We start from the raw sequence: 25338 nt of genomic DNA on the forward strand, positions 1-25338 counted from the left end.
CTCAGGCGGACTTCTCCTCCGGACCGCCCTCCGACAACCCCCGACGCACGATCGTCGGATTCACGTGGTCCACCACCGTCTCCCCCGTAATGATCACCCGACCCACATCCTCACGCGAAGGCACCTCATACATCACCGACAACAACACCTCCTCGATGATCGCCCGCAACCCACGCGCACCCGTCCCCCGCACGATCGCCTGATCCGCAATCGCCTCCAACGCCCCCTCAGTGAACTCCAACCCCACATCATCCAACTCGAACAACCGCTGATACTGCTTCACCAACGCATTGCGCGGCAACGTCAGAATCCGCACCAGCGCCGCCCGGTCCAGATCATGCACACTCGTGATCACCGGCAACCGACCCACGAACTCCGGAATCATCCCGAACTTCAACAGATCCTCCGGCATCACCTCACCCAGCAGCGCCGACTCCGCCACCTCCGACCGCGGCCGCAACACCGCGTTGAACCCCATCCCCTGCCGACCCGTCCGCGACTCGATCAACTTCTCCAACCCCGCGAACGCCCCACCACAGATGAACAACACATTGGTCGTATCGATCTGGATGAACTCCTGGTGCGGATGCTTGCGCCCCCCCTGCGGCGGCACCGACGCCGTCGTCCCCTCCAGGATCTTCAACAGCGCCTGCTGCACCCCCTCACCCGACACGTCCCGCGTGATCGAGGGGTTCTCGCTCTTACGCGCGACCTTGTCCACCTCGTCGATGTAGATGATCCCCGTCTCGGCCTTCTTCACGTCGTAGTCGGCCGCCTGGATCAACTTCAACAGGATGTTCTCCACATCCTCGCCCACATACCCCGCCTCGGTCAGCGCCGTGGCGTCGGCGATCGCGAACGGCACGTTCAGGATCCGCGCCAGCGTCTGCGCCAACAGCGTCTTGCCCGACCCCGTCGGACCCAGCAGCAAGATGTTGGACTTGGCGATCTCCACACCCTCCTCGCCCGGACGCTCCCCCTCCGACCGCACACGCTTGTAGTGGTTGTACACCGCCACCGACAACGCCTTCTTCGCCGCGTCCTGACCAATCACGTACGAGTCCAGAAACTCGTAGATCTCCCGCGGCTTCGGCAGACTGTCCCAGGCCAGTTCGGTGGTGTCGGCGAGTTCCTCTTCGATGATCTCGTTGCACAGGTCGATGCACTCATCGCAGATGTACACGCCGGGGCCGGCGATGAGCTTCTTCACCTGTTTCTGGCTCTTGCCGCAGAACGAGCACTTCAGCAGGTCCCCGCCGTCACCGATGCGTGCCACCCGGCCACTCCTCACCACTAGGGCCGCCCCGTCGGCCCCGCTCACGCGAACGCTCGGGAGCCCGTTTCCGCGGTCCCGTCCACGATCACGGCGAAGGACAGGGCGATCTGTGTGTCGCTCTTCGTCAGACTAAGCGAAAAACCGGACCGGCTTCACCACCAGGCTGTCCCAGGCGGGTCAAAAGACCGGTCCGGCTTCTCGGATATGCGGCCCGCAGGGCCCTCACGGGGCCCCAGGGGCCAGGGCCGGTTCGCGCTTGCGAACCGCTCGGCCCGGGTGCCGCTACTTCATGGACGCCTTGCGGTAGGGCAGGACGAAGTCGATCAGACCGTACTCGACCGCTTCCTCGGAGGTGAGGATCTTGTCGCGCTCGATGTCCTTGGACACCTGTTCGGCCGTGCGCCCCGTGTGCCGGGCCAGGGTGGTCTCCAACTGGCTGCGGATCCGGGTGATCTCGTTGGCCTGGATCTCGATGTCGCTGGCCTGGCCGTGCATGCCCTCGGTCGCGGGCTGGTGGATGAGGATCCGGGCGTTGGGCAGCGCACCGCGCTTGCCCTTGGTCCCGCCCGCCAGCAGGATCGCCGCCGCCGAGGCGGCCTGGCCGATGCAGACCGTCTGGATGTCGGGGCGCACGAACTGCATCGTGTCGTAGATGGCCATCAGCGAGGTGAACGAGCCACCCGGCGAGTTGATGTACATCTGGATGTCGCGGTCGGAGTCGAGCTGTTCGAGCGTGATGAGCTGCGCCATCAGGTCGTTGGCCGACGTGTCGTCGATCTGGACGCCGACGAAGATGATCCGCTCCTCGAAGAGCTTGTTGTACGGATTCATCTCCTTGACGCCGTACGACGTCCGCTCCACGTAGGACGGCAGGACGTAGCGGCTTTGGGGGGCCATCGAGGCCGCGCCGCCGATGAGACTGGGATTGAACTCGGTCATTTCACGCCTTCCACGCACTACGCCGTTCCTGGAACCAGGTCCGACGGGATCAACTCCGGACAGGTCCCTCGGTCACGTCGAGGGTGCCCTCGAGGACCTCGTCGATGAAGCCGTACTCCTTGGCCTCCTGGGCGGTGAACCAGCGGTCGCGGTCGGCGTCCTTCTCGATCTGCTCCGGGGCCTGCCCGGTGTGCTCGGCGATCTTGCCGATGAACATCTTCTTCACGTAGAGGAGCTGATCGGCCAGGATGCGGATGTCGGAGGCGGTACCCCCGATGCCGCCGGAGGGCTGGTGCATCATCACGCGCGTGTGCGGAAGGGCGTAGCGCTTGCCCGGAGCGCCGGAGCACAGGAGCATCTGGCCCATGGAGGCGGCCAGACCGATGCCCACCGTGCGCACGTCGTTGGGGATGTACTGCATGACGTCGTAGATCGCCATACCGGCCGTGACGGAACCGCCCGGTGAATTGATGTACATCGTGATGTCCCGGTGGCGGTCCTCCGCGGACAACAGCAGGAGTTCACCCACCAGGCGGTTGGCGATCTCGTCGTCCACCTGGTCACCGAGAAATACGATTCGCTGGCGCAGCAGGCGCTGAGGCGTCTGCTCCATAAAAGGGGAAAACTGCGACTCCGACGTACGGGCGTCGAATCGCGGGGACTCTTCAAAGGTCGGCGGCACTCTCGTCACCTGCTCCGGAATCGAAACGGTTGCGACTACTGCCGACACTAACGCCGACAGAGCCTGTGCTCGTCCGGATCCCGTCCCTGTTCGCTTTGAGCGCAGGGTGACCGCGGGCCGACGGGGCCGTTGCGCCACGGCGACCGCACGGACAACGGGCCCCGACCGGCACTGCTGCCGACGGGGCCCGTGAACGCCGCAGGGGCGGACCTACTTGGCGTCCTCACCGCTCTCGGAGCCCTCAACCGCGGGCTCCTCACCGGCGGTCTCGGCCGCGGCGGCAGCGGCGGCCTTCGCGGCCTCCTCCACGGCCCGCTCGTCCGACGCGCCGGGGCGCTCCGGCGGCTCGACGGTCTTGCCGTCCTCGTCGGTGATCACGGCCTCGGCCAGGACCAGGTCCATGGCCTTGCCGCGGACGACCTCGGTGAAGGCGACACGGATCTGGTTCGACTCGACCAGGTGCTGGGCGAGCTGGTCCGGGCTCACGCCCATTCGCTGGGCCTGGTCGAACACGTACTGGCTGAGCTCGCCCTGGTCGGCCGTGAGGTTCTCCTCGATGGCCAACTGGTCGAGGATGAACCCGGCCTTGACCGCGGAGCGGGCGCCGGTGCTCAGCTCCTCGTCGAACTCCTCCTCGGTCTTCTCCTGGGACTCCAGGTAGGCCTCCTTGGTGAGGCCGCTCTGGGCGAGCTGCTGCTCCAGGCTCTGGCGGCGGCGGTCGACCTCCTCGTCCACCACCGAGTCCGGCAGCGGGATGTCGACCGACTCGATCAGCTTCTCCAGGGCCTGGTCACGGGCCGAGGAGAGCTGCTGGAGGCGGCGGACCTCGCCCATGCGCTTGCGAACGTCGTCGCGCAGCTCACCGATCGTGTCGAACTCGCTGGCGAGCTGGGCGAACTCGTCGTCCAGCTCGGGCAGCTCCTTGACCTTCACGCTGTGCACGGTGACGGTGACGTCAGCCTCCGTACCCTCGTGCTCACCGCCCACCAGAGTGGTCTTGAAGGTCTCCTCGCCGCCGGCCGCCATACCGCGCAGGGTCTCGTCGAGGCCCTCCAGCATGGTGTTGGTACCCACCTCGTAGGAGTAGCCGCTGACGGCCACGTCCTCCAGGGGCTCGCCGTCGACCGCGGCGGACAGGTCGATCGAGAGGTGGTCGCCGTCCTCGATCGGGCGTTCGACGCCGGTCAGGGTGGAGAAGCGCTCGCGCAGCGTCCCGACCTGCTCCTCGACCTGCTCGTCGGTCACCTCGGCGCTGTCCACGGTCACCGCGATGCCCTTGTAGTCCTTGACCTCGAACTTGGGGCGGACGTCGACCTCGGCGGTGAAGGCGAGCTCGTCGTGGTCCTCCAGCTTGGTGACCTCGACGTCGGGCTGTCCGAGGGCGAAGAGCTCCTCCTTCTGGACGGCCTCGTTGTAGAGCTCGGGAACGGCGTGGTTCACCGCTTCGCTGATCACCGCGCCGCGGCCGACGTAGCGGTCGATCAGCCGCGCCGGCGCCTTACCCGGGCGGAAGCCCTTGATCCGGACCTGCTTGGCGAGCGACTTGTACGTCACGTCGAAAGCGTGCTCGAGCTCCTCGAAGGGGACCTCGATGGTCAGCTTGACCCGGGTCGGGCTCAGCTCCTCGACATCGGTCTTCACGGGGCGGTACTCCTAGGTTTGCCGGCTGGTGTCCGCGTCGGCCCGCGCAAGCGCCACGCACAGGGGCGACAGGCACGCGCGCACCCCGCGACACGTCTGGTGACCGCGTTTCACTGGGGTGCCCTGCGACGGGCTGGGACTTACAGTTTCCTGCTGATCGCACCAAGTCTAGGGCAGACAGACAGGAGGCCGAGGCGTGCGGCCACGGGCCGCCGCCACGGTGGTCTCGTCGGGGTGGCGGGATTCGAACCCGCGGCCTCATGCTCCCAAAGCATGCGCGCTAACCAAGCTGCGCCACACCCCGTGCACCTCACGCCGCCCCGCACCACGGATGGGAGGTGCGAGCAGCGCTCCGGAGACTGTACTCTTGTCTCCGTCGGCTCCACGAGTCTAGAGGAAACTCAAGGGCTCTGGCGCCACGCGGGCGTAGTTCAATGGTAGAACTCCAGCCTTCCAAGCTGGCCATGCGGGTTCGATTCCCGTCGCCCGCTCCGTTTTAGGAGCGCCGTGTGCCCCCGGCACCACAGCACTCCGCCACCCCACCCGGGGGACGACCCCCAAACCCCCGCTCCGTTTCAGGAGCGCCGTGTGCCCCCGGCACCACAGCACTCCGCCACCCCACCCGGGGGACGACCCCCGAACCCCCGCTCCGCGCACCCCCGGTTCCGGGTGTTCCACGACCCCCTCAGCACGCTAAGCCCGCAGCGGCCGCCATTGTGGCCGGATCCGGCCCCGCCACGCGGAATAGCCCGTCACAGGGGATACGTTGATCCTGCGGACAGGCCCGCCGACCGACCTGGTGCGGGCACCCTCGAATCTGCGGTGGAACGGGGACCGATGACGGACACGAACGCGGACGACGCGCACCGTCCCCTCAGCGCACACTGGTTCAGGACCACGGAGCCGCCCCGCCGGCCGGTCGTGGTCACCGGCGCGTTCGACGTCCTGCACGTCGGCCACGTCCGCTTCCTCCAGAGCATCGCCGAACGCGGTCTCCCCCTGGCCGTCGGCATCGAGTCCGACGAGCGCGTCCACGCCTGGAAGGGCCCCGGACGGCCGATCAACCCCGCCCAGGAGCGCGCCGAGACCGTCGCCGCCCTCTCCTGTGTGACGGCCTCCTTCGTGGTCGAGGGACCACCCGGGGTGGCCGACTGGGCCTCCTACGCCGAACTCCTGCGCCCCCTGGCGCCCGCCGCCCTGGCCTACACCGCCGGCGACCGGTACGCCCAAGCCAAGATCCGCGGCGCCGACGCGCTGAACGCCCAGGCGTGGGAGCTGCCCTTCACCCCCGGCCGGTCCACCACCGCGGCACTGGGCCGCCTCGCGCATACGCTCTGAACACGGCGCGGAAACCGATAGCCTCTCCCGGGGTCCGCCCCGGGAAGCGTCCGGTGCGCCCCGGTGTTGACCCACAAGTGATCTCGCGAGGAGGACGGCTCCGCCCATGATGCAAGGCAGGCCGCTGAGGAGTCTGATCGACGACGGAAGCGCCAAGGGCCAGGACCTGCCCCCGGGCATCACCCGCCGCGTGGTCTCTTACGCCCGTCCGCACCGGCGGAAGATCACGGCGTTCGTCCTGGTCACCATGGTGGGATCGGCTGTCGTGGTGGCCAACCCGCTGCTGCTGCGGGCCATCATCGACCAGGGCATCCTGCCGGGGAACACCACCCTGGTGGTGTGGCTCGCGGCCGCCGCGGCCGCTCTGGCGGTGGTGGAGAGCGCGCTGACCCTGTCGGGCCGGTGGCTGTCCGCGCGCATCGGTGAGGGCGTCATCTACAACCTCCGCACCGAGGTGTTCCGCCATGTCCAGCGGATGCCGCTGTCCTTCTTCACCCGCACGCAGACCGGCTCGCTCATCAGTCGGCTGAACACCGACGTGGTGGGCGCGCAGCGGGCGATCACCTCGGTCCTGCAGTCGGTGGTGTCCAACCTCATCAGCGCCACCGCCGTCATCGTCACGATGTTCGCCCTGTCCTGGCAGGTGACGCTCGTGGCGCTGGCCCTGGTGCCCCTGTTCGTCGTACCCGCCAAGGTCATCGGCCGCAGACTGGCCGTTGTCACCCGGGAGGGGATGGAGAACAACGCCGCGATGAGCTCGCTGATGACCGAGCGGTTCAACGTCGGCGGAGCGATGCTCGTCAAGCTGTACGGGCGGCCGGACGAGGAGGCGTCGGGCTTCGAACGGCACGCGGGCCGGGTCCGCGACCTCGGTGTGCGCCAAGCCATGTTCGGCTCCCTGCTGTTCAGCCTCATGGGCCTGATCACGGCCCTGGCCATGGCCATGGTCTACGGCGTCGGCGGCGTTCTCGCCGTCGGCGGCGCGTTCGAGGTGGGCACCCTGGTCGCGCTGACCACACTGCTCACCCGCCTGTACGGGCCCGTCACCACGCTGTCCAACGTGCACGTGGAGATCATGACGGCCCTGGTCTCCTTCGACCGGGTCTTCGAGGTCCTCGACCTGGAGCCGGGTATCAGGGAGAGCCCGGACGCCCGTCCGGTCCCCGAGGGGCCGGCCGCGGTGGAGTTCGACGGTGTGTCCTTCCGCTACACCGGCTCGGAGGACCTCTCGGTCGCCTCTCTGGAACTCACCCCGCAGGCGGTCGCAGAGGCCGAGGACACCGAGGTTCTGAGCGAGGTCTCCTTCCGCGCCGAACCCGGGACGATGGTCGCCCTGGTGGGGCCCTCCGGAGCGGGCAAGAGCACACTGACCCACCTGGTGTCGCGGCTGTACGACCCCTCCGAGGGCAGTGTCCGCATCGGCGGGCTCGACCTGCGTGAGGCCACCGGCGACTCGCTCCGGAGGTCGGTGGGCGTGGTCACCCAGGACGCCCAACTGTTCCACGACACGGTCGGTGCGAACCTGCGCTACGCCCGTCCGGGAGCCACCGACGAGGAGTTGGAGCGGGTGCTGCGCCTGGCCCGGTTGGGGCCGCTCCTGGAGCAGTTGCCCCACGGGCTGGACACCATGGTGGGCGATCGCGGGTACCGGCTCTCCGGCGGTGAGAAGCAGCGGCTGGCCATCGCGCGCCTGCTGCTGAAGGAGCCGTCGGTGGTGGTGCTGGACGAGGCCACGGCCCATCTGGACTCGGAGTCGGAGGCGGCGGTGCAGGAGGCTCTGGCGGCGGCGCTCAAGGGGCGGACGTCCCTGGTGATCGCGCACCGGCTGGCGACCGTGCGGGAGGCGGACCAGATCCTGGTGCTGGAGGACGGGCGGATCCTGGAGCGCGGCACGCACGAGGACCTGTTGGAGCGGGGCGGGCTGTACACGGCGCTGTACCGGACGCAGTTCGCCCCGCAGCGCGGCTGAGGCGCAGACCTCCACGCCTTACTTCTTGCTCTTACTCTTCTTGGCCTTCTTCTTGCCCTTGTCCTTCTTGGCCGCCTTCTCCCGGTCCTTCTTGCGCTTCTGCTTGGCGGCCTTGGAGCGCTCGGGCCTCTTGCGCTTCTTGGGCTTCCTGGCGTTCTTGGAGGTGACGTGGTCGGCCAGCTCCGCGGGCAGGGGCGCCAGGCCGGGGCCGCCCTCGAAGATCCAGCTGTCGATCGCCTCGACCAGCGCGTCCTCGGTGACCTCCCCGAGCCACACGGGTCGGCCGCCCGCCGACCGGCCCTCCCCCGAGGGCTGGACGACCACCACGTTGCGCTGGAAGCAGATCCCCAGGCACTTGCTGGTGCGGACCGGGACGGTGCGCCCGGAGCGGTCGTCGATGGCGCTGAGCCTGGCGAGCTGGGCCTTGTGGTCCACGCCCGGGACCTTCTTCCTGGTCCCGCAGCAGCAGCCGCGACAGACCGTGAGCCGGCACGGGCCCGTACTGGTCGCACTCACACCCGCACCACCTCAGGTTCGCCCTACCTCAGCAGCGTAACCTCACGCCGCACCGGACCCGACCGTCCGAGACGCCGTATCAGCAGGTCGCGGCGGTGGTATCAGCGCGGAGAAGGGTGGGGGCGGCGTGTCCCGCGCACGGTCCGCCGCCCCCGCCCCTCGGCGGTCGCATGCCTTCTACGCGTCCTTGTCCCCCTGGGCGCGCTTGCGCAGGTAGTCCGTAGCGGCTCCGGCTCCCTTGTCGATCTTGTCGTCGTGGGTTCCGCCGGTGGCCTTCTTCGCGGCGTCGGCCGCCTTGTCGACCGCGGACTCCGTCTTGTCGGGGTGGTCACCCGCCGTCTTCTTCAGGCGGTTGATCGCATCTCTGATACCGGACATGGAATCCCCCTAGATCCGTGCCTGCTCCTACCGCGATACCCGTTTCACCTGCGTTTCATGCGGAGAGCGCTGATCCGGGAACGGTGTGTGCGGGTGACGGAGCCGTCAAAGGCCCAGGATCAGCGTGGCGAAGGAGAAGTAGATGAGCAGACCGGTGGCGTCCACCAGGGTGGCCACCATGGGCGAGGAGACCACGGCGGGGTCCACTCCCACCTTGCGCGCGAACAGGGGCATCGACGAGCCGATGATCGCCGCCCACGTGCACACCGCGATCACCGAGCAGGCGACGACCACCGCGACCTGGACCCCGACGAGCAGCGAGCCGATCCCCAGCGCCAGCAGGGCCAGGACGACACCGAGCAGCAGGCCGACCCGCGCCTCCTTCCAGATCACCACCGGGAGGTCGCGCACCCGCACCTCGCCGACGGCCAGCGCGCGCACGATGGCCGTGGCCGACTGGGCGCCGACGTTGCCGCCGGTGCCGATGAGCATCGGCACGAACATCGCCAGGGCGGTGACCGCCTCCAGAGTCGGCTCGAAGACCTGCATGACGTTGACGGTCAGCGTCGCCGCCACGATCAGCAGGGTCAGCCACAGCACCCGGGCTCCGACCAGCCGGAACACGCCCACCGACGCGTAGTGCTCCGCGACGGGACTGGCACCCGACTGGCGGGCCATGTCCTCGGTGTCGGCGGCCTCGATGACCTCCAGCGCGTCGTCGAAGGTCAGAAGGCCGACGAAGCGCTCCTCGGAGTCCACCACGGACAGGGAGACGAGGTTGGCCTCCTGCATGAGGCGGGCCGCGTCCTCGACCGGTTCGGTGGCCCGCACCCGCGGCGCGAGTACGTCCACGATGTCCTTGATCAGCAGTTCGTCGGCGCTCACGACGAGGTCGCTCAGCCCGACCGTGCCGACGAGGCGGCGCCCGTCGCTGACCACCGGGAGGGTGTAGACGGTCTCGGCGTCGGCGCCCTTGGCGCGTACCACCTCCAGAGCGCGTCCCACCGTGAGGTCGCGGTGCAGGATGACCGTTTCGGGGGTCATGTACCGGCCGACGGAGTCCTCCGGATAGCCCAGCAGCGCCGCGGTCATCTTCCGTTCGGCGGGGCTCAGCCCGGCCAGGGCCCGGGTGGCGATCTTGGCGGGGGCCTCCCCGATCAGCCGGGCCCGGTCGTCGGGGTCCATCTCCTCCAGGAGTTCGTGGAAGGCCGTGTCCCGCAGTCCCTGGAGGACGACCTGCTGCAGTCCGGGATCGAGTTCCTCGAAGACCTCCAGCTCGCGGTCCTTGTCCAGGAGCCGGAAGGGGATGATGACGTAGGGGTCGGCCAGACGGCTGAGTTCGTCGGCGATCTCATAGGGCCTGTGTTCGGCCAACCAGAGCCTGATACCGGTCAGGTCGTTCCTCTCGACCAGAACGTCCAGTTCCTCAGCGCGCTCGCCGTCTGCCATGCGAAGCATCCCCTCGCGTCCTCTGTCGCCGCGCGGGCACGCCCGCGGAGCCGCCTGATTCGGGATGCCCCGGTCCATGGCACGGCCCCATGCGTCCACGGTTCCGGTGCGCTCCGCTTCGGCTCCTGGGCGGAGGAGGGAGGGCACGGCGTACCGGGGACGTGCGCACGGTCGTCCGCCGTGCCGGGATCGGGGATTGCAGGTCGACCCTACAGGCAGGACGGGCGGACGGTACGCCCGTGTCGGCCGCCGCGGCGTCAGTCGCGCCAGAGGACGACGAGGGCGCAGTCGTCGTTCTTGTCCTTGCTGAGGGTGTCGACGATCTGCGCGGCGCCGGTCTTGAAGCCGCGTCCGACGACGGACTCGGCCATCCCCAGGAGCCGGTCGATCCCGGCGTCGAGATCCTCGCCGGGGGTCTCGATGAGGCCGTCCGTGCAGAGCATGATGGCATCGCCCGGGCGCAGCAGGCCCTGGGCGGTGGAGTAGGTCATCTCCGGAATGACGCCGAGCACCACACCCTTGGCCTCGGTGGTGGTCCACAGCCCGCGCCCGCTGTCGTAGTGCAGGGCGGGCGGGTGGCCGGCCGAGGCGACGTCGTACTCGCCCGTCTCCAGGTCCAGGCTCAGGTGCACGGCCGTGACGAATCCCTCACCGCCGGAATTGCTCATGAGGTAGTCGTTGCAGCGCTCCAGGAACTCCTTGGCGGGCACCGCGCCGATGAGGCCGCTGAAGGCCCCAGAGAGCATCAGGGCCCTGGTTCCGGCGTCCACGCCCTTGCCGGAGACGTCGACCACGGCCGCGTCGAGGCGGTTGCCGCGCAGGGTGGAGACGACGAAGTCACCGCCGAAGGAGGAGCCGCCCGCCTGGCGCAGGACGGAGGTGCGCCCCCACCCCTTGGGCAGGTCGGGCAGGCGGCCCTGGTGGCGCAGCCGGTCGCGCAGGTCCAGGAGCATCATCTCGCCGCTGAGCCCCTGCACGCCGAGGCGTTCGCGCACGCCAGAGAGCAGGTAGGAGAGTACGGAGGTGACACCGATGGTGACCAGCAGCCCGGGACCGACCTGTCCGACCTCCAGCATGTAGGCGGTGAAGCCCAGCACGGCCACGACCACGGTGAGCAGGAAGGCCAGGCTCTTGCGCTTGAGCAGGAGCCCGCCGGCCAGCAGGGGCAGGACCGTCAGGCTGGGCGGGAACCATCCGGTGGGGCCCCACACGGCGCCGACACCGATGCCCACCGCCAGGACGACCAGGGTGATGAGGACGATCCGGTAGCGGAACAGCACCTTGCGCCGGAGCACCGCTACGAGCCGCTGCGCGGTGGAGCGCAGCAGCCGGGTGGACTTGGCAGTCGGTGTGGGCTTCATCAGTCACCTGGGGTCGAGGCGCCCGCGCGTACGCGGGGGTTGCGGGTACTCGGTCGGCACGGTCGTCACTTCGGGGCCCTGCGGCCGCCGCTCGCCCGTGGGACGTGTGCGCGGCCGCTGGACGGAAAGGGCCCTCGCCGCGGGGCGACGGGGCGGGTACGGGGGCACCGCCCGGCTCATGGCGGTCGAAAGTGCCGTGCACGGGCGTCGGGGAACCCTCCACTTGTGCACGAACTGTAGCGCGGAGGGCGCGGACGTGGCACGTGCAACCAGCGGCGTTCTCCCCAAAACCGCAGGTTTAGGTTGAACCGATAACCGAGAGTAGAGGACTTTCCCTCACATATACGAGGGTCCTATGGACGTTGACAGGGGCGACCACCCTCGCTCGGACGCCACCGCGCGACCTGCGCGGGGCCGGGGGACGAAAGCCGGGGGCGGCACCGGGCGGCTGCCCGGTACAGACCAGGTTCCCACACGGGGAGGTGCTCTGACCAGGGCCGGTCGTCCCTCGCCGCGGCGGCCGGACGGTGAGGACGACGGGGCGCGGCAATGCCGGTCCCCGCGCCAGGAGGGCACGGAGACCGGGGCGGTCGGGTGTCAGGAAAGGGGAGGCAGTTCGCCGGAGTCCTCGTAGGCGGAGAGCATGCCGATACGGCGGGTGTGCCGCTCCTCGTCGCTGTAGGGCGTGGTGAGGAAGACCTCCACGAACCGGGTGGCCTCCTCCAGCGAGTGCATCCGGCCGCCGATGCCCAGGACGTTGGCGTCGTTGTGCTCGCGTGCCAGGCGGGCGGTCTCCTCACTCCAGGCCAGCGCGGCACGGACGCCCCTGACCTTGTTGGCGGCGATCTGCTCGCCGTTGCCCGACCCTCCGATGACGACGCCGAGCGAGCCCGGGTCGGCGGCCACGCCCTCGGCGGCACGCAGGACGAAGGGCGGGTAGTCGTCCACGGCGTCGTAGACGGCCGGGCCGGCGTCGACCACCTCGTGACCGTGCTCCTTCAACCAGGAGACGAGGTGTTCCTTGAGCTCGTAGCCCGCATGATCTGATCCAAGATAAACACGCACGGACACAGTCTGGCAGGTCACGCGGGCTCGAAGCACCGCGCCCCGCCCCCTCCGGTGCGGACGGGGCGGGGCGGAAGCGGCTCGGGGCCCGGCCGCCTCAGCCCGCGGCCGCGGCCACGCTCAGACCGAGGGCGGCGAACAGGACGATGGAGCCCACCGCGACCAGGTTGCTCACCAGGATCATCTTGAGGTCCCCGAACAGGGGCCCTGCCTTGGAGACCGCAGGCTTCTTGCTCAACTCACACCTCGTTCGATTGCGGCCGGGGACATCCGTCACCGGATTTTTCCACACCCGACAACGCGCCGCTCACCGGGTCCGATTCCGCGGCGGGACCGACCGCGGTATGAGTCCGCCCACACCGCGGCGCGGGGCCCGCGGTCACAGTTGGAGGGACTTGGTCTCGCAGAACTCCTCGATGCCGGGCAGGCCCCACTCGCGTCCGTTGCCGGACTGCTTGTAGCCGCCGAAGGGCGCGCGCGGGTTGACGGCTCCGCCGTTGACCTCGACCTGTCCGGCCTTGACCCGGCGCGCCACCGACAGGGCCCGGTCGGGGTCGCCCGACCAGACGGCGGCGTTGAGCCCGTAGACGGTGTCGTTGGCGATGGCGACCGCCTCGTCCTCGGTGTCGTAGGGGATGAGGACGAGCACCGGGCCGAAGATCTCCTCCCGGGCGATGCGCATGTCGTTGCGCACGTCGGCGAAGACCGTCGGACCGACGAAGTAGCCCTTCGCGCGGCCCTCGACGGGGTCGGCGCCGCCGACCACCAGGCGGGCGCCCTCCTCGACGCCGACGCGGATGTAGTCGCGGACGCGTTCGAGCTGGGTTTCGGAGACCAGCGGCCCCATGCGGGTGCCCTCCTCCCAGGGGTCTCCGGGGGTGTACTTGGCGGCGGCGGCCGCGGCGATCTCCACGGCCTCGTCGTAGGAGTCGCGGTGCACGAGCATGCGGGTGAGGGCGTTGCAGCTCTGCCCGGTGTTGCGCATGACGTCGGCCACGCCGCGCTTGACGGCCCGGGCGAGGTCGGCGTCGGGGAGCACGATGTTGGGGGACTTGCCGCCCAGTTCGAGCGCCACCCGCTTGACGGTCTCGGCGGCGACCTGGCTGACCCTGGTCCCGGCGCGCGTGGAGCCGGTGAAGGAGACCATGTCGACGCCGGGGTGGGCGGAGATCGCCTCGCCGACGACCGGGCCGGTCCCCGACACGAGGTTGAACACGCCCGCGGGCAGGCCCGCCTCGTGGAAGACCTCGGTGAGCGCGTAGGCGGACAGGGGCGCCACCTCGCTGGGCTTGAGGACGACGGTGTTGCCCGCGAGCATCGCCGGGACGACCTTGAGCACGATCTGGTGCAGCGGGTAGTTCCACGGGGTGATGGCGCCGACCACACCGATGGGCTCACGCACGACGAGCGAGGTGCCCACGCGCTCGCCCTCGAAGAAACGGTCGCCGACTTCCTCGACCAGGTCGATGAAGGTCTGGAACATCAGGGAGGGCAGGCCCGCCTGGACCTTGAGGGCGAACACCGAGGGCGCGCCCATCTCACGGGTGAGGAGCGCGGCGGTGTCCTTGATGCGGGAGTCGTACAGCTCCAGTGCCTTGGAGAGGTGCGTGACGCGCTGGCCGGGGGTGAGCGCCGCCCACCCGGGCTGGGCCTTCACAGCGGCCTCGACCGCCGCGTCGACGTCTTCGGACGCTCCGGCCGGGACGGTGTCGATGACCTGCTCGGTCGCCGGGTCCACCACGTCCAGGCCCTCGTCGGAGGCGGACGGGCACCAGGCGCCGTCGATGTAGAGGGATCGCATACTTCCACTTTCGCAGAACGCGATTCGGGTGGGCCACAGCGGAGACCGGGACCCGTGGTTTCACCGATCCCCGACCGGCGGGGCTCAGTCCCAGTGCGGCGGACGCTCGTCGAGCAGCCGCGCGGTGTCGTCGTCGGCCGTGTCGTCGCCCCAGCCCAGCGGGCGCTCGTCGCCGGTGGTGTCGGGAAGGATGTCGAGGTCGTCGAAGAAGTCGACCCTGCGGTCGCCGTCGGGTCCGGCCACGGTCACGCCCCCTGCTCTGCCTCACACACCCGGCTCCGGGCGGGCACCGCGCCCGCCCGGAACAGACTGTAACGGAAACTACTCGAAGGACGGGGAGGCCGTGCGGGTGCGCTTGAGTTCGTAGAAGCCCTCGACCCCGGCGACCAGGCGCACACCGTCCCAGAGGCGGCCGGCCTCCTCACCGCGCGGGACCGGGGTGACCACCGGTCCGAAGAAGGACACCCCCTCCACGCTGATGACGGGGGTGCCCACGTCCTCGCCCACCAGCTTCATCGCCTCGGCGTGCGAGGCGCGCAGCGCCGTGTCGTACTCGGTGGAGTCGGCGCAGGCGGCCAGGTCCTCGGGCAGGCCCGCCGCGGCCAGGGCCGCGCGGTGGGTCTCCTCGGTGCGGGGCGCACCCTCGTGGTGGAGCCTCTCCCCGTAGGCGGTGTAGAGGGCGCCGAGCACCTCCGGCCCGTACTTCTGCTCGGCCGCAGTGCACACGCGCACCGCGCCCCACGCGCTGTCGAGGAGTTCGCGGTAGTCCTGCGGCAGGTCTCGGCCCTCGTTGAGGACGGACAGGCTCATCACGTGCCAGCGCGCCCGGACCGGGCGCACCTTCTCCACCTCCAGCAGCCAGCGGGAGGTGACCCACGCCCAGGGGCAGGCCGGGTCGAACCACATGTCGGCGACAGCGACACCCTCGGGTGCGGCGGGCTGTTCGGGGGACTGCGTCATGGCTGCTCCTCGTCGTACGGGGGCGCTGGGACATGGCTGTGCGGGGAAGGTACCCGCCGCCAAGGGACAACCACGGCTTCTGGTTGCGCATTCCGGCGCGGTGCGTGGCAGGATCGGACCGAGTTCATGACGACCACCGGACCCGACCGCGCTCACCGCCCACCGGCAGGGCCCGACGGGAACGGCAACGATGTCCGGCCGTCGGCGACGGCGGCCGTGGAGGGAGCGTGGCGTGGCGGGGAACCTGACGCGGGACGAGGCTCGGGAGCGGGCGCGGATCCTGGACGTCGACTCCTACACCGTGGAGCTCGACCTGACCACCGGTGACGAGACCTTCCGGTCCACCACCGTGATCCGATTCACGAGCTCGGAGGCGGGTGCGCGGACCTTCGTGGACCTGACCGCCCCGGCGGTGGCCTCGGCGACGCTCAACGGCCGGGAGCTGGACCCGGCCGAGTTGTTCGACGGCGAGCGCCTGGTCCTCCCGGAGGTGGCCGCCGAGAACGAGCTGACGGTCGTGGCCGACGCCGCCTACATGCGCACCGGCGAGGGCCTGCACCGGTTCGTCGACCCGGTCGACGGCGGGGTGTACCTGTACAGCCAGTTCGAGACGGCCGACGCGCACCGGATGTACACCTGCTTCGACCAGCCCGACCTGAAGGCGGCGTTCGAGCTGACGGTGTTCGCCCCCGACTCCTGGGAGGTCGTCTCCAACAGCGCGCCGGACGTGGAGCGCGAGCCGGCCGGGGACGGCGGCCGAGTCCGCTGGCACTTCCCGCCCACACCGGTGGTGTCGCCCTACATCACCGCGCTCGTGGCCGGGCCCTACCACGTGGTGCGCGACGAGCACGACGGTATCCCGCTGGGGCTGTACTGCCGCGCCTCGCTGGCCGAGCACCTGGATGCCGACGCCCTCTTCGACGTCACCAAGAAGGGCTTCGACTTCTTCCACGGACTGTTCGACCTGCGCTACCCCTTCGGCAAGTACGACCAGTTGTTCGTGCCCGAGTTCAACGCGGGCGCTATGGAGAACGCGGGCGCGGTCACGTTCCTGGAGGACTACGTCTTCCGCTCCCGTGTGACCGACGCGCGCTACGAGCGCCGAGCGGAGACCATCCTCCACGAGATGGCGCACATGTGGTTCGGCGACCTGGTCACCATGCGCTGGTGGGACGACCTGTGGCTGAACGAGTCGTTCGCCACCTACGCCAGCGTGTACTGCCAGGCCAACGCCACCCGGTGGACGGACGCGTGGACCACGTTCGCCAACGTGGAGAAGGCCTGGGCGCTGCGCCAGGACCAGCTCCCCTCCACCCACCCGATCGCGGCCGACATGGTCGACATCCAGGCCGTCGAGGTCAACTTCGACGGCATCACCTACGCCAAGGGCGCCTCGGTGCTCAAGCAGCTCGCGGCCTACGTGGGCGTGGACGCGTTCTTCGCGGGCGTGCGCGCCTACTTCAAGGAGCACGCCTACGGCAACACCGAACTGAGCGACCTGCTGCGCCACCTGGCGGCGGCCTCCGGCCGCGACCTGTCGGAGTGGTCGCGCGAGTGGCTGGAGACGACGGGCGTCAACACCATGCGCCCGGAGTTCGAGGTGGACGACGAGGGCCGCTTCACGTCGTTCGCCGTGCTCCAGGAGGCCGCCCCGGAGCACCCGACGCTGCGCTCCCACCGCCTGGCGATCGGTCTGTACGAGCGCACCGACGCCGGGATCGTGCGCCGCGAGCGCGTGGAGCTGGACGTCAGCGGCCCCCGTACCGAGGTGCCCGACCTGGTGGGTTCGGCCCGGCCGGACCTGGTCCTGATCAACGACGACGACCTCACCTTCACCAAGATCCGCCTGGACGAGCGCTCCCTGCGCACCGTGGTGGGGGGCGTCGGCGAGATCACCGAGTCGCTGCCGCGCGCGCTGGCCTTCGGGGCGGCGTGGGACATGACCCGCGACGCGGAGATGGCCGCCCGCGACTACGTGTCCCTGGTGCTCTCGGGTATCAGCGGCGTGAGCGACGTGATGGTCGCGCAGACCCTGCTGCGCCAGGCCACCGGGGCGCTGGTCAACTACGCCGACCCCGCCTGGCGGGAGACCGGTTTCGAGCTGCTGGCCGAGCGGCTGCGCGAGCTGCTGACCTCCGCCGAGCCCGGTGGGGACCTCCAGCTCGCCTACGTCAACGCGCTGGCCGGGGCCGCCGAGTCCGACGCGCACCTGTCGCTGCTCCAGGGGCTGCTCGACGGCGCGATCACCGTGGAGGGCCTGGAGGTCGACACCGACCTGCGCTGGACGCTGCTGCACCGCCTGGTCTCCCGGGGCCGGGCCGGGGAGGCGGAGATCACCGCCGAGCTGAAGGCCGACCCGACGGCGACCGGCCAGCGCAAGGCGGCGGGCGCGCGGGCCGCGATCCCCACCCCCGAGGCCAAGGAGGCCGCCTGGGAGCGGATCGTGGGCGCGGACCTGGCCAACGCCGAGTTCCGGGCGACCCTGGCGGGCTTCACCGAGCCCGGCCATGAGGAGCTGTACCGCCCGTTCGTGGACAGGTACTACGACCGGTTGGCCCCGGCGTGGGAGAAGTGGACCGGCGAGTTCGCCCAGAGCTTCGCGGAGATGATGTACCCCGGCGGCCTGGTGGAGGAGGCGACGCTGGAGCGCACCGACGCCTACATCGCCGAGCACGCTCCGCCCCCGGCGCTGCGCCGTCTGCTGGTGGAGGGACAGGCTGGTGTCGAGCGCGCCCTGCGCGCCCGCGCCAGGGACGCCGAAGCTGGCAAGGGCTAGAACCCAAGCGGCCCCGGGGGACGCCCGGGGCCGCGCCGCCCCCACCCGCCCGGCCTACAGCAGACGGCCGGAACTGCGACGGGGGCGTCGGCCTCGGGGCACCCGCGCACCTGCCCAGCTTGCGAGGCAGCACAAACACAGTGAGGAACCGTCAGCACAGCCCTCGGCCGCCTCCCAGGGGGCCCAGGGTCCGCCGGATCCGGGCCACCGTGCGGGGGTCGGCGAGCAGTTCGTCGACGAGCACGGGCTCGCCCTCCCCGTTGGTGAGCGGGATGCGCCAGTTCGGGTACTGGGTGCTGGTGCCGGGCTGGTTCTGCATGCGGCGCTCGCCCACCATGTCGGTCAGTGCCACACCCAGCATGCGTGCCGGGGTGGCCGACAGGAAGGCGTGCATGGCCGCCGCCACCGAGGCCGGGTCGGCCACCGGGTCCACGTCCGCGTCAAGCAGGCCCATCTCCACCAGGAGGGAGCGCCACCGCTCCACGCGCTCCTCGGATTCGGCGAGTTCCTCCTCCAGCGGCCGCCCCAGCAGCCCCAGCCGGTCGCGCAGTTCGATGTGCTCCCCCGACAGGAACGAGGCGACCGGCGGCAGGTCGTGGGTGGCGACCGTGGCCAGGCAGTCGGCGCGCCACTCCTGCGGCCGACGGGGCGTGCCCTCGGAGTCCTGTTCGAACCAGAGGACGGACGTGCCCAGGATCCCCCGGTCGGCGAGGTGGTCGCGCACCCGGGGCTCCACGGTGCCCAGGTCCTCTCCGACGAGCACGGCGTCGGCCGTGTGCGCGGCCAGGGCGAGGGTGCCCACCGTCCCCTCGTGGTCGTAGCGGACGTAGGTGCCCTCGGAGGGCGGGGCGCCCTCGGGCACGCACCACATCCGGAACATGCCCATGACGTGGTCCACGCGGGCCCCGCCGGCGTTGCGCAAGGCGTGGCCCATGATCTGGCGGAGGGGGGCGTAGCCCAGTTCGGCGAGCCTGCGCGGGTGCCAGGGCGGCTGGCCCCAGTCCTGGCCCTGCCGGTTGAACTCGTCCGGCGGTGCCCCCGCATGCAGCCCCGGGACCAGCGCGTCCCCGCAGGTCCACGCGTCCGCGCCCCCGGCCTGGACGCCGATCGCCAGGTCGTGGACGATCCCCAGCCCCATCCCCGCGGCCAGGGCGGTGCTCTGGGCCTGGGCCTCCTGCTCGTCCAGGACCCACTGGAGCCAGCGGTGGAACTCCACGGCCGGCCAGCGGTGCAGGGCCTCCTCCCCCACCGCCTGTGATCCGACGTCGCGCAGGTGGGCGGGCCAGGAGCGGATGTCGCCCCCGTGCTCCTCGGCCAGGGCGCACCAGGTGGCGAACTCGACCAGGGGCTGCCCCTCGCTCTCCAGGTAGGTGCGGAGCGCGGCCTCCCGGCCGGGTGCGCGCGGCACCTGGAAGAGCACTTCGAGTGCGGCGCGCTTGGCCTCCCAGACGGCGTCCCGGTCCAGCAGGTCAGCGGTGCGGCCGCGTTCGCGCAGGGGGCGGGCCAGACGCTGGATGCCCTCGCGCTGGGCGGGGTCGAGCCGGGCGTACTCCGGGATGTCCTCCACCCGGATGTAGAGCGGGCTGCTGTAGCGGCGGCTGACGGGCAGGTAGGGCGAGGGCTCCAGCGGCGGCGCGGGTTCGGTGGCGTGCACCGGGTTGACCAGGACGAAGTCCGCACCGAGGTCGCGTCCGCCCCAGTCGCTGAGGTCGGCGAGGTCGCGCAGGTCTCCGGTGCCCCATGAGGCCCTGGACCGGACGCTGTAGACCTGGGCCGTGAGCCCCCACACCCGTGGGCGGCGCCCCAGGGCTGTGGGCTCGATCCGGTCGGGGACCACCAGCAGGGGCGCGTCGTACTCGGAGCCCCCGGCGTCGACGTGCAGGGTGTGCACGCCCAGGGGCAGGCCGGGGTCGAAGGGCAGCAGGGAGCCGTCGGCGGTCTCGACCGTGCTGCGGGCGCCCTCAGGCAGGACGAGGTCGGGGGCCTTGCCCTCGCGGACGACCACGGCGGGGGGCAGCGGGCCCGGCCGCGGCACCGACGCCGCGGCCCGGTCCTGGGGGTCGACCCCCAGGGCCCGCAGGACGTGGCGGATGGTGTCGGGCGCGACGGCCACCCGACGCCCCCGCCAGTCCTCGTAGGCGGTGGCAACCCCGTGCTGCTCGGCCACGCGGGCCAACTGAACATCCCTCACAGCAACCGATCATGCCCCAACCGTGGCCGTGTACACAGCAGGACGGCCCGGCGTGGAGCCGGAAAGCCCTCTCGACGTGGGGTGCGGTTGACCGTTTCCTTGTGTTCGTGGGCCGGCGCGGATCAGTCTGTGCCGGGAGGGACGTGGTGCGCCCAGGGGCAGGCCTGTTCCAGTTGGGCCGACAGCGACAGCAGCGTCCCCTCGCCGCCCGGCCGTCCCGTGAGCATCACGCCGATGGGCAGGCCGTCGGGCGACCAGTGCAGGGGGAGGCTGACCGAAGGCTGGCCGGACACGTTGTAGACCGAGGTGAAGGGGGCGAACTCGGTCATCAGGCGAAACTCCTCGGCCGCCCCCTGGGAGCGCAGGTGCCCGATCGGCCCCGGGGGCAGGGCCAGGGTGGGGCTGAGCACGGCGTCGAAGGGGGCGGTGGCCGCGGCCAGGGACCGCACACCGCGCTGGAGCCGGGCCCAGGCGGCGATGTAGTCGGCGGCGGAGGCGGACCGGGCTCGGGCGCGCAGCCACCGGTTGAGCGGGCCGAGTTCGTGCTCGCGCTCGGGGGCCACGGGAGCGGCGGAGGCCATCGCCGTCCAGAGCACCTGGAAGTCCTGGAAGTAGGTGCCGCCGAAGTGTGCGTCGCCGGGCGGGGGGACCTCCTCCACCTCGTGCCCGAGTTCGACGAGCAGCTCGGTGGCCTCGTCGTGGGCCCGCCGCACGTGCGGATGCACGGGGGCGTCGGTGGCTCCCGGCTCGGTGTAGCGGCCGATGCGCAGCCGCCGGGGTGCGCGCCGGGTGTGGCCGAGGAAGGTCGGGCCGGGGGGCGGGCACGGTGCGGTGTACTGGTCGCCGGGCAGGTTCCCGGCCACGGCGTCGAGTACCAGGGCGGCGTCGGCTACGGTGCGGGTGAGGAACCCGGCGGTGGCCAGGCCGGCGAGGTCGGCCCTTCCGGGGCCCGCGGAGACGCGTCCGCGGGTGGGTTTGAGTCCGAACAGGCCGCAGGCGCTGGCGGGGATGCGCACGGAGCCGCCCCCGTCGGTGCCGTGGGCGATGGGGGCGAGCCGTGCGGCCACGGCCGCGGCGGCGCCGCCGCTGGAGCCGCCGGGGGTGAGGGCGGTGTTCCAGGGGTTGCGGGTGGGCGGGGCGATGCCGTTCTCGGTGTAGCAGGAGGAGCCGAGCTCGGGGGTGTTGGTCTTGCCGGTGAGGAGGGCTCCGGCGGCGCGCAGCCGACCTGCGGCGTGGGTGTCGAACGCGGCGACGGTGTGCGGGAGGGCGCGCGAGCCGTAGGTGGTCCGTACCCCGGCGACCGGATCGAGGTCCTTGACGGGGACGGGGACTCCGAGCAGCGGCGGCAGTAGGTCCGGCGTGTCGTCCACCACTCGTTTCTCGGCATAGCGGGCTTGTTCAAGAGCTATTTCGGCCGTGACCGCAATGTGGGAGCCGTAGGTGGGGTCGAGCCGCTCCACCCGCCGCAGGAAGTGCTCGGCAATCTCCACGGGAGACAGTTCCCGGCCGCGGACCATCGCGGCCAGCCGGTGTCCCGGCAGGTCGTGGATCTGGGTCATGATCATCCAGGCTAGCGGGCGGCGCGGCCGACCGGCCCGGGGACGGTGGTGCTCTCTGGAGAGGCTGTCCGAGGGGCGATCCTTCCCTGTCCCCGTGCTGCGGACACGCATGCGGGGGGCCGGATCGGGGCAGAGCAGGTGTGAGAAGTCAGGCGCTAGGACTTGGAAATGGATGGATCTAACCTGTCCGACGTGGAATCGACAACGACAGAGAACGCCCGCAGATCGCCAGAAAAAGCCCCAACGGGGGCTCAGCGCCCGGAAGATCTCTTTTTCCCCAACAAGCGCGAGAAAAAGGATAATTCTGAGCGCAAGCCCCTCTATGGGACTTTGAAGGACAACAAGACCGCACGCCGCTGGGCCGTGCGCGTGGCCGCCGCCCTGGCTACCGCCCTCCTGGTGGGCCTGCTCGCCTCCAGTTGGCGCATCGGCGCCACCCTGGGGCTGATCGTGCTCATCTGGACCGCGGTGTACGACATGCGCCACCGCTCGGAGGTACCCCAGTGGCGCAGGGGGCACGCCGCCCAGCGCAAGACCGAGGCCCAGCTCAAACTGATGAAGCAACTCGGGTACCGGGTCCTGCACGCACGATCCGTCCCCACCGGAGACGGCCAGATCGACCACTTCGTCGTAGGGCGCCGCGGAGCCTTCACCATCGACTCCGAGTCGTGGGACAAGCGCCTGCCGCTGCGCAACAAGCTGGAGAAGCTCTACCACGGCCGCTTCAGCAAGAACGAGCGGATCGACGAGGCGCTGGACGAGGCCAAGCGCGCCGAGGAACTCGTCAGCGCCCAACTCGGCCGCGACATCTCGGTGCGCCCGGCCCTGGCCATCTACGGCCCCGGGATGCCCTGGGACAGCCACCGCCTGCGCGGTGTCGACATCATCACAGGCTCCAAGGTCCGCCGGTGGCTGCGCACGGGGCGCGACCGGATGGACGAGACCGAGATCGAGGAGATCTACGAAGCCGCGAAGAAGGCGCTCCCACCGCGCTACTGATCCAGGAGGACCGTCCGCACCGGGACCGGGTGGGCGGCACCGGGACCGGTGCCGCCCACCCGGTCCCGCACATCCCCGCATGTCTCACGATCCGGACACCGCGTCTCCCGAGGCGAGACCACGATGGTTGGACGGAACGGCTACCATCGACGGGAAAGACCCGGAACCGATGGGAGCCCACCCCATGCCCGCGCTACGCTCACGCACGGTCACGCACGGCAGGAACATGGCAGGTGCGCGCGCCCTCATGCGCGCCACCGGTGTGGAGCGCGAGGACTTCGGCAAGCCCATCGTGGCCGTGGCCAACAGCTTCACCGAGTTCGTCCCCGGCCACGTCCACCTGCGCGAGGTCGCCGACGTGGTCTCCGCGGCGGTCCGCGAGGCGGGCGGCGTCCCCCGCGAGTTCAACTCGATCGCCGTCGACGACGGCATCGCCATGGGCCACGGCGGCATGCTCTACTCGCTGCCCAGCCGCGAACTCATCGCCGACTCCGTCGAGTACATGGTCAACGCGCACTGCGCGGACGCCCTGGTGTGCGTGTCCAACTGCGACAAGATCACCCCCGGCATGCTGCTGGCCGCCATGCGGCTCAACATCCCCACGGTGTTCGTCTCCGGCGGCCCCATGGAGGCCGGCAAGGTCACCGTGGTTGACGGCACGGCCACCACGGTGCGCAAGCTCGACCTCATCAACCCGATGATCGCCGCGGCCGACGAGAGCGTCTCCCAGGCCGAACTCGACGAGATGGAGGAGGCGGCCTGCCCGACCTGCGGCTCCTGCTCGGGTATGTTCACCGCCAACTCGATGAACTGCCTCACCGAGGCGATCGGCCTGGCGCTGCCGGGCAACGGCACCGTGCTGGCCACCCACACCGCCCGCCGGGCCCTGTACGAGGCGGCGGGGCACCGCGTCGTGGAGGCCGCCAAGCGCTACTACCAGGAGGACGACGACTCCGTCCTGCCGCTGTCCATCGCCACACCCGCCGCCTTCGGCAACGCCATGGCCCTGGACGTGGCCATGGGCGGCTCCACCAACACCATCCTGCACCTGCTGGCCGCCGCCACCGAGGCCGGTGTCGACTTCGGCCTCCCGGAGATCGACCAGGTCTCCCGCCGCGTGCCGTGCCTGTGCAAGGTCGCACCGAACACGGAGAAGTACCACATCGAGGACGTCCACCGGGCGGGCGGCATCCCCGCCATCCTCGGTGAACTCGCCCGGGGCGGCCTGCTGGACACGTCCCTGCCCACGGTGCACGGCAAGACCATCGGCGAGTTCATCGACGAGTGGGACATCGCCGGCGGCAGCGCCTCCGACGAGGCCGTCGAACTGTTCCACGCCGCACCCGGCGGCAAGCGCACCACCAAGGCCTACTCCCAGAGCACCCGCTGGGACAGCCTGGACACCGACCGCGAGGCCGGCTGCATCCGCTCGGTGGAGCACGCCTACACCAAGGACGGCGGTCTGGCCGTACTGTTCGGCAACCTCGCCCCCGACGGCGCGATCGTCAAGACCGCAGGCGTGGAGGAGGAACTGTGGACCTTCTCCGGGCCCGCCAAGGTGTTCGAGTCCCAGGAGGACGCGGTCGAGGGCATCCTCTCCAAGCAGATCGAGCCCGGCGACGTGGTGGTCATCCGCTACGAGGGCCCCAAGGGCGGCCCGGGCATGCAGGAGATGCTCTACCCCACGAGCTTCCTCAAGGGCCGCGGCCTGGGCAAGGCGTGCGCGCTCATCACCGACGGCCGCTTCTCCGGCGGCACGTCCGGCCTGTCCATCGGTCACGCCTCGCCTGAGGCCGCTGCGGGCGGCGACATCGCCCTGGTGGAGGACGGCGACACCATAAGCATCGACATCCCGGGCCGCGGCCTGGTGCTGGAGGTGCCCGAGGACGAACTCGACGCCCGCCGCGAGCGCCTGGTCAAGGAACTGGGCCGCTTCCGGCCGCGCGACCGCCAACGTCCGGTGACAGCGGCACTGCGCGCCTACGCCGCCATGGCCACCTCGGCCTCCACCGGCGCGGCGCGCGACGTGAGCCAGATCGAGAAGTAGGGCCTTCGGACCAAGAACGGTGCGAGGGGCGCCTCCTACCGGGGGCCGCCCCTCGGACGTGCCCGAGCGGTGCCGTCAGGAACAGCAGCCGCCCCCGCAGCACCCTCCGCCACCGGAGGGCCCGGGTGCGGCGGCGCGTCCGCCCACGGCCACGGTGGACAGCAGGCGCACGGTGTCGTCGTGCCCCTGGGGGCAGTCGGCCGGGTCACCCGCCTCGGCCATCGGGCGGGAGACCTCGAAGGAGGCGCCGCAGGTGCGGCAGCGGAAGTCGTATCTGGGCATGGCCACAGGATAGCCGCCCCCTCTCCTCCAGAGCCGGCTCCATGAGGTCACGCCCCGCCGACGCGTATCGCCCACCAACCTTCACCAGGGCCCCGATCCGTCCCCCGTT

The 25338-nt window shown here is 70.6% G+C and carries 21 protein-coding genes and 2 tRNA genes; 6 read left to right on the plus strand and 17 right to left on the minus strand.

Annotation, left to right across the window (positions count from 1 at the left end; translation table 11 throughout):
* Position 1: 1 nt before the first annotated feature.
* The 5 genes from clpX to B042_RS0113325 all read right to left on the minus strand — a co-directional run bounded on the left by clpX (position 2) and on the right by B042_RS0113325 (position 4842).
* The gene (clpX, locus tag B042_RS0113305) at positions 2 to 1276 is read right to left on the minus strand and encodes an ATP-dependent Clp protease ATP-binding subunit ClpX (RefSeq protein ID WP_028648714.1); all 1275 of its coding nucleotides are present in this window, start codon (positions 1274 to 1276) and stop codon (positions 2 to 4) included.
* A gap of 282 nt (positions 1277 to 1558) precedes the next feature.
* Positions 1559 to 2215 carry an ATP-dependent Clp protease proteolytic subunit gene (locus tag B042_RS0113310; RefSeq protein WP_028648715.1) on the minus strand — a complete coding sequence of 219 codons (657 nt, stop codon included), beginning with the start codon at positions 2213 to 2215 and terminating at the stop codon, positions 1559 to 1561.
* 49 nt (positions 2216 to 2264) lie between these two features.
* On the minus strand, positions 2265 to 2897 hold the full coding sequence (locus B042_RS0113315) for a ClpP family protease (RefSeq protein WP_081748773.1): 633 nt from the start codon (positions 2895 to 2897) through the stop codon (positions 2265 to 2267).
* A gap of 210 nt (positions 2898 to 3107) precedes the next feature.
* Positions 3108 to 4538: a trigger factor gene (gene tig, locus B042_RS0113320; RefSeq protein WP_028648717.1), complete on the minus strand. Its 1431-nt coding sequence runs from the start codon at positions 4536 to 4538 to the stop codon at positions 3108 to 3110.
* A 229-nt stretch (positions 4539 to 4767) separates the two neighbouring features.
* Positions 4768 to 4842 (minus strand) — tRNA-Pro (locus B042_RS0113325).
* A gap of 116 nt (positions 4843 to 4958) precedes the next feature.
* On the opposite strand from B042_RS0113325, the gene B042_RS0113330 reads away from it, so the two are divergent.
* The 3 genes from B042_RS0113330 to B042_RS0113340 all read left to right on the plus strand — a co-directional run bounded on the left by B042_RS0113330 (position 4959) and on the right by B042_RS0113340 (position 7845).
* Positions 4959 to 5029: transfer RNA gene (locus tag B042_RS0113330), tRNA-Gly, on the plus strand.
* 346 nt (positions 5030 to 5375) lie between these two features.
* Positions 5376 to 5876, plus strand: coding sequence for an adenylyltransferase/cytidyltransferase family protein (locus B042_RS0113335; protein WP_028648718.1), 501 nt, complete (start codon positions 5376 to 5378; stop codon positions 5874 to 5876).
* Positions 5877 to 5982: 106 nt separating this feature from the next.
* Entirely contained in the window at positions 5983 to 7845 is a 1863-nt protein-coding gene (locus B042_RS0113340) for an ABC transporter ATP-binding protein (protein ID WP_028648719.1), read from the plus strand.
* A gap of 18 nt (positions 7846 to 7863) precedes the next feature.
* On the opposite strand, the gene B042_RS0113345 is transcribed toward B042_RS0113340, so the two are convergent.
* The 9 genes from B042_RS0113345 to B042_RS0113385 form a co-directional block, all read right to left on the minus strand.
* On the minus strand, positions 7864 to 8361 hold the full coding sequence (locus tag B042_RS0113345; RefSeq protein ID WP_028648720.1) for a hypothetical protein: 498 nt from the start codon (positions 8359 to 8361) through the stop codon (positions 7864 to 7866).
* 177 nt (positions 8362 to 8538) lie between these two features.
* Complete coding sequence (locus tag B042_RS0113350) at positions 8539 to 8739, minus strand: Rv0909 family putative TA system antitoxin (protein WP_028648721.1); 201 nt, start codon at positions 8737 to 8739, stop codon at positions 8539 to 8541.
* A gap of 105 nt (positions 8740 to 8844) precedes the next feature.
* A complete protein-coding gene (gene mgtE / locus B042_RS0113355) occupies positions 8845 to 10188 on the minus strand; it encodes a magnesium transporter (RefSeq protein ID WP_028648722.1) in 1344 nt (447 codons plus the stop codon).
* Positions 10189 to 10445: 257 nt separating this feature from the next.
* Complete coding sequence (locus tag B042_RS0113360) at positions 10446 to 11549, minus strand: PP2C family protein-serine/threonine phosphatase (RefSeq protein WP_028648723.1); 1104 nt, start codon at positions 11547 to 11549, stop codon at positions 10446 to 10448.
* Positions 11550 to 12146: 597 nt separating this feature from the next.
* Positions 12147 to 12614, minus strand: coding sequence for a ribose-5-phosphate isomerase (locus B042_RS0113365; RefSeq protein ID WP_028648724.1), 468 nt, complete (start codon positions 12612 to 12614; stop codon positions 12147 to 12149).
* A 97-nt stretch (positions 12615 to 12711) separates the two neighbouring features.
* A complete protein-coding gene (locus B042_RS26120; protein ID WP_197024301.1) occupies positions 12712 to 12852 on the minus strand; it encodes a hypothetical protein in 141 nt (46 codons plus the stop codon).
* A 141-nt stretch (positions 12853 to 12993) separates the two neighbouring features.
* Complete coding sequence (locus B042_RS0113375; RefSeq protein ID WP_028648725.1) at positions 12994 to 14415, minus strand: aldehyde dehydrogenase family protein; 1422 nt, start codon at positions 14413 to 14415, stop codon at positions 12994 to 12996.
* A gap of 84 nt (positions 14416 to 14499) precedes the next feature.
* Complete coding sequence (locus B042_RS26125; protein ID WP_197024303.1) at positions 14500 to 14658, minus strand: hypothetical protein; 159 nt, start codon at positions 14656 to 14658, stop codon at positions 14500 to 14502.
* Between the two features lie 78 nt (positions 14659 to 14736).
* Entirely contained in the window at positions 14737 to 15375 is a 639-nt protein-coding gene (locus B042_RS0113385) for a DSBA oxidoreductase (RefSeq protein WP_028648726.1), read from the minus strand.
* Between the two features lie 232 nt (positions 15376 to 15607).
* Here B042_RS0113385 and pepN point away from each other — a divergent pair, with 232 nt between their 5' ends.
* Positions 15608 to 18151, plus strand: coding sequence for an aminopeptidase N (gene pepN, locus B042_RS0113390; RefSeq protein ID WP_028648727.1), 2544 nt, complete (start codon positions 15608 to 15610; stop codon positions 18149 to 18151).
* 151 nt (positions 18152 to 18302) lie between these two features.
* Here the strand turns inward: pepN and malQ are convergent, their stop codons facing one another.
* Together malQ and B042_RS0113400 are read right to left on the minus strand one after the other, a co-directional pair.
* Positions 18303 to 20342 (minus strand): 4-alpha-glucanotransferase, encoded by a 2040-nt coding sequence (gene malQ / locus B042_RS0113395; protein WP_028648728.1) that lies wholly within the window; start codon positions 20340 to 20342, stop codon positions 18303 to 18305.
* A gap of 122 nt (positions 20343 to 20464) precedes the next feature.
* Positions 20465 to 21901 (minus strand): amidase, encoded by a 1437-nt coding sequence (locus tag B042_RS0113400; protein ID WP_028648729.1) that lies wholly within the window; start codon positions 21899 to 21901, stop codon positions 20465 to 20467.
* 168 nt (positions 21902 to 22069) lie between these two features.
* Between B042_RS0113400 and B042_RS0113405 the strand changes: the two genes are divergently transcribed.
* Positions 22070 to 22900, plus strand: coding sequence for a nuclease-related domain-containing protein (locus tag B042_RS0113405; RefSeq protein WP_081748774.1), 831 nt, complete (start codon positions 22070 to 22072; stop codon positions 22898 to 22900).
* 184 nt (positions 22901 to 23084) lie between these two features.
* Entirely contained in the window at positions 23085 to 24947 is a 1863-nt protein-coding gene (gene ilvD / locus B042_RS0113410; protein WP_081748780.1) for a dihydroxy-acid dehydratase, read from the plus strand.
* Positions 24948 to 25022: 75 nt separating this feature from the next.
* Here ilvD and B042_RS0113415 read toward each other — a convergent pair whose 3' ends face one another.
* Positions 25023 to 25229: a zinc ribbon domain-containing protein gene (locus B042_RS0113415; RefSeq protein ID WP_028648732.1), complete on the minus strand. Its 207-nt coding sequence runs from the start codon at positions 25227 to 25229 to the stop codon at positions 25023 to 25025.
* Positions 25230 to 25338: the final 109 nt, after the last annotated feature.

Origin of the sequence: Nocardiopsis sp. CNT312 (assembly GCF_000515115.1) — a bacterium.
Lineage (GTDB): Bacteria > Actinomycetota > Actinomycetes > Streptosporangiales > Streptosporangiaceae > Nocardiopsis.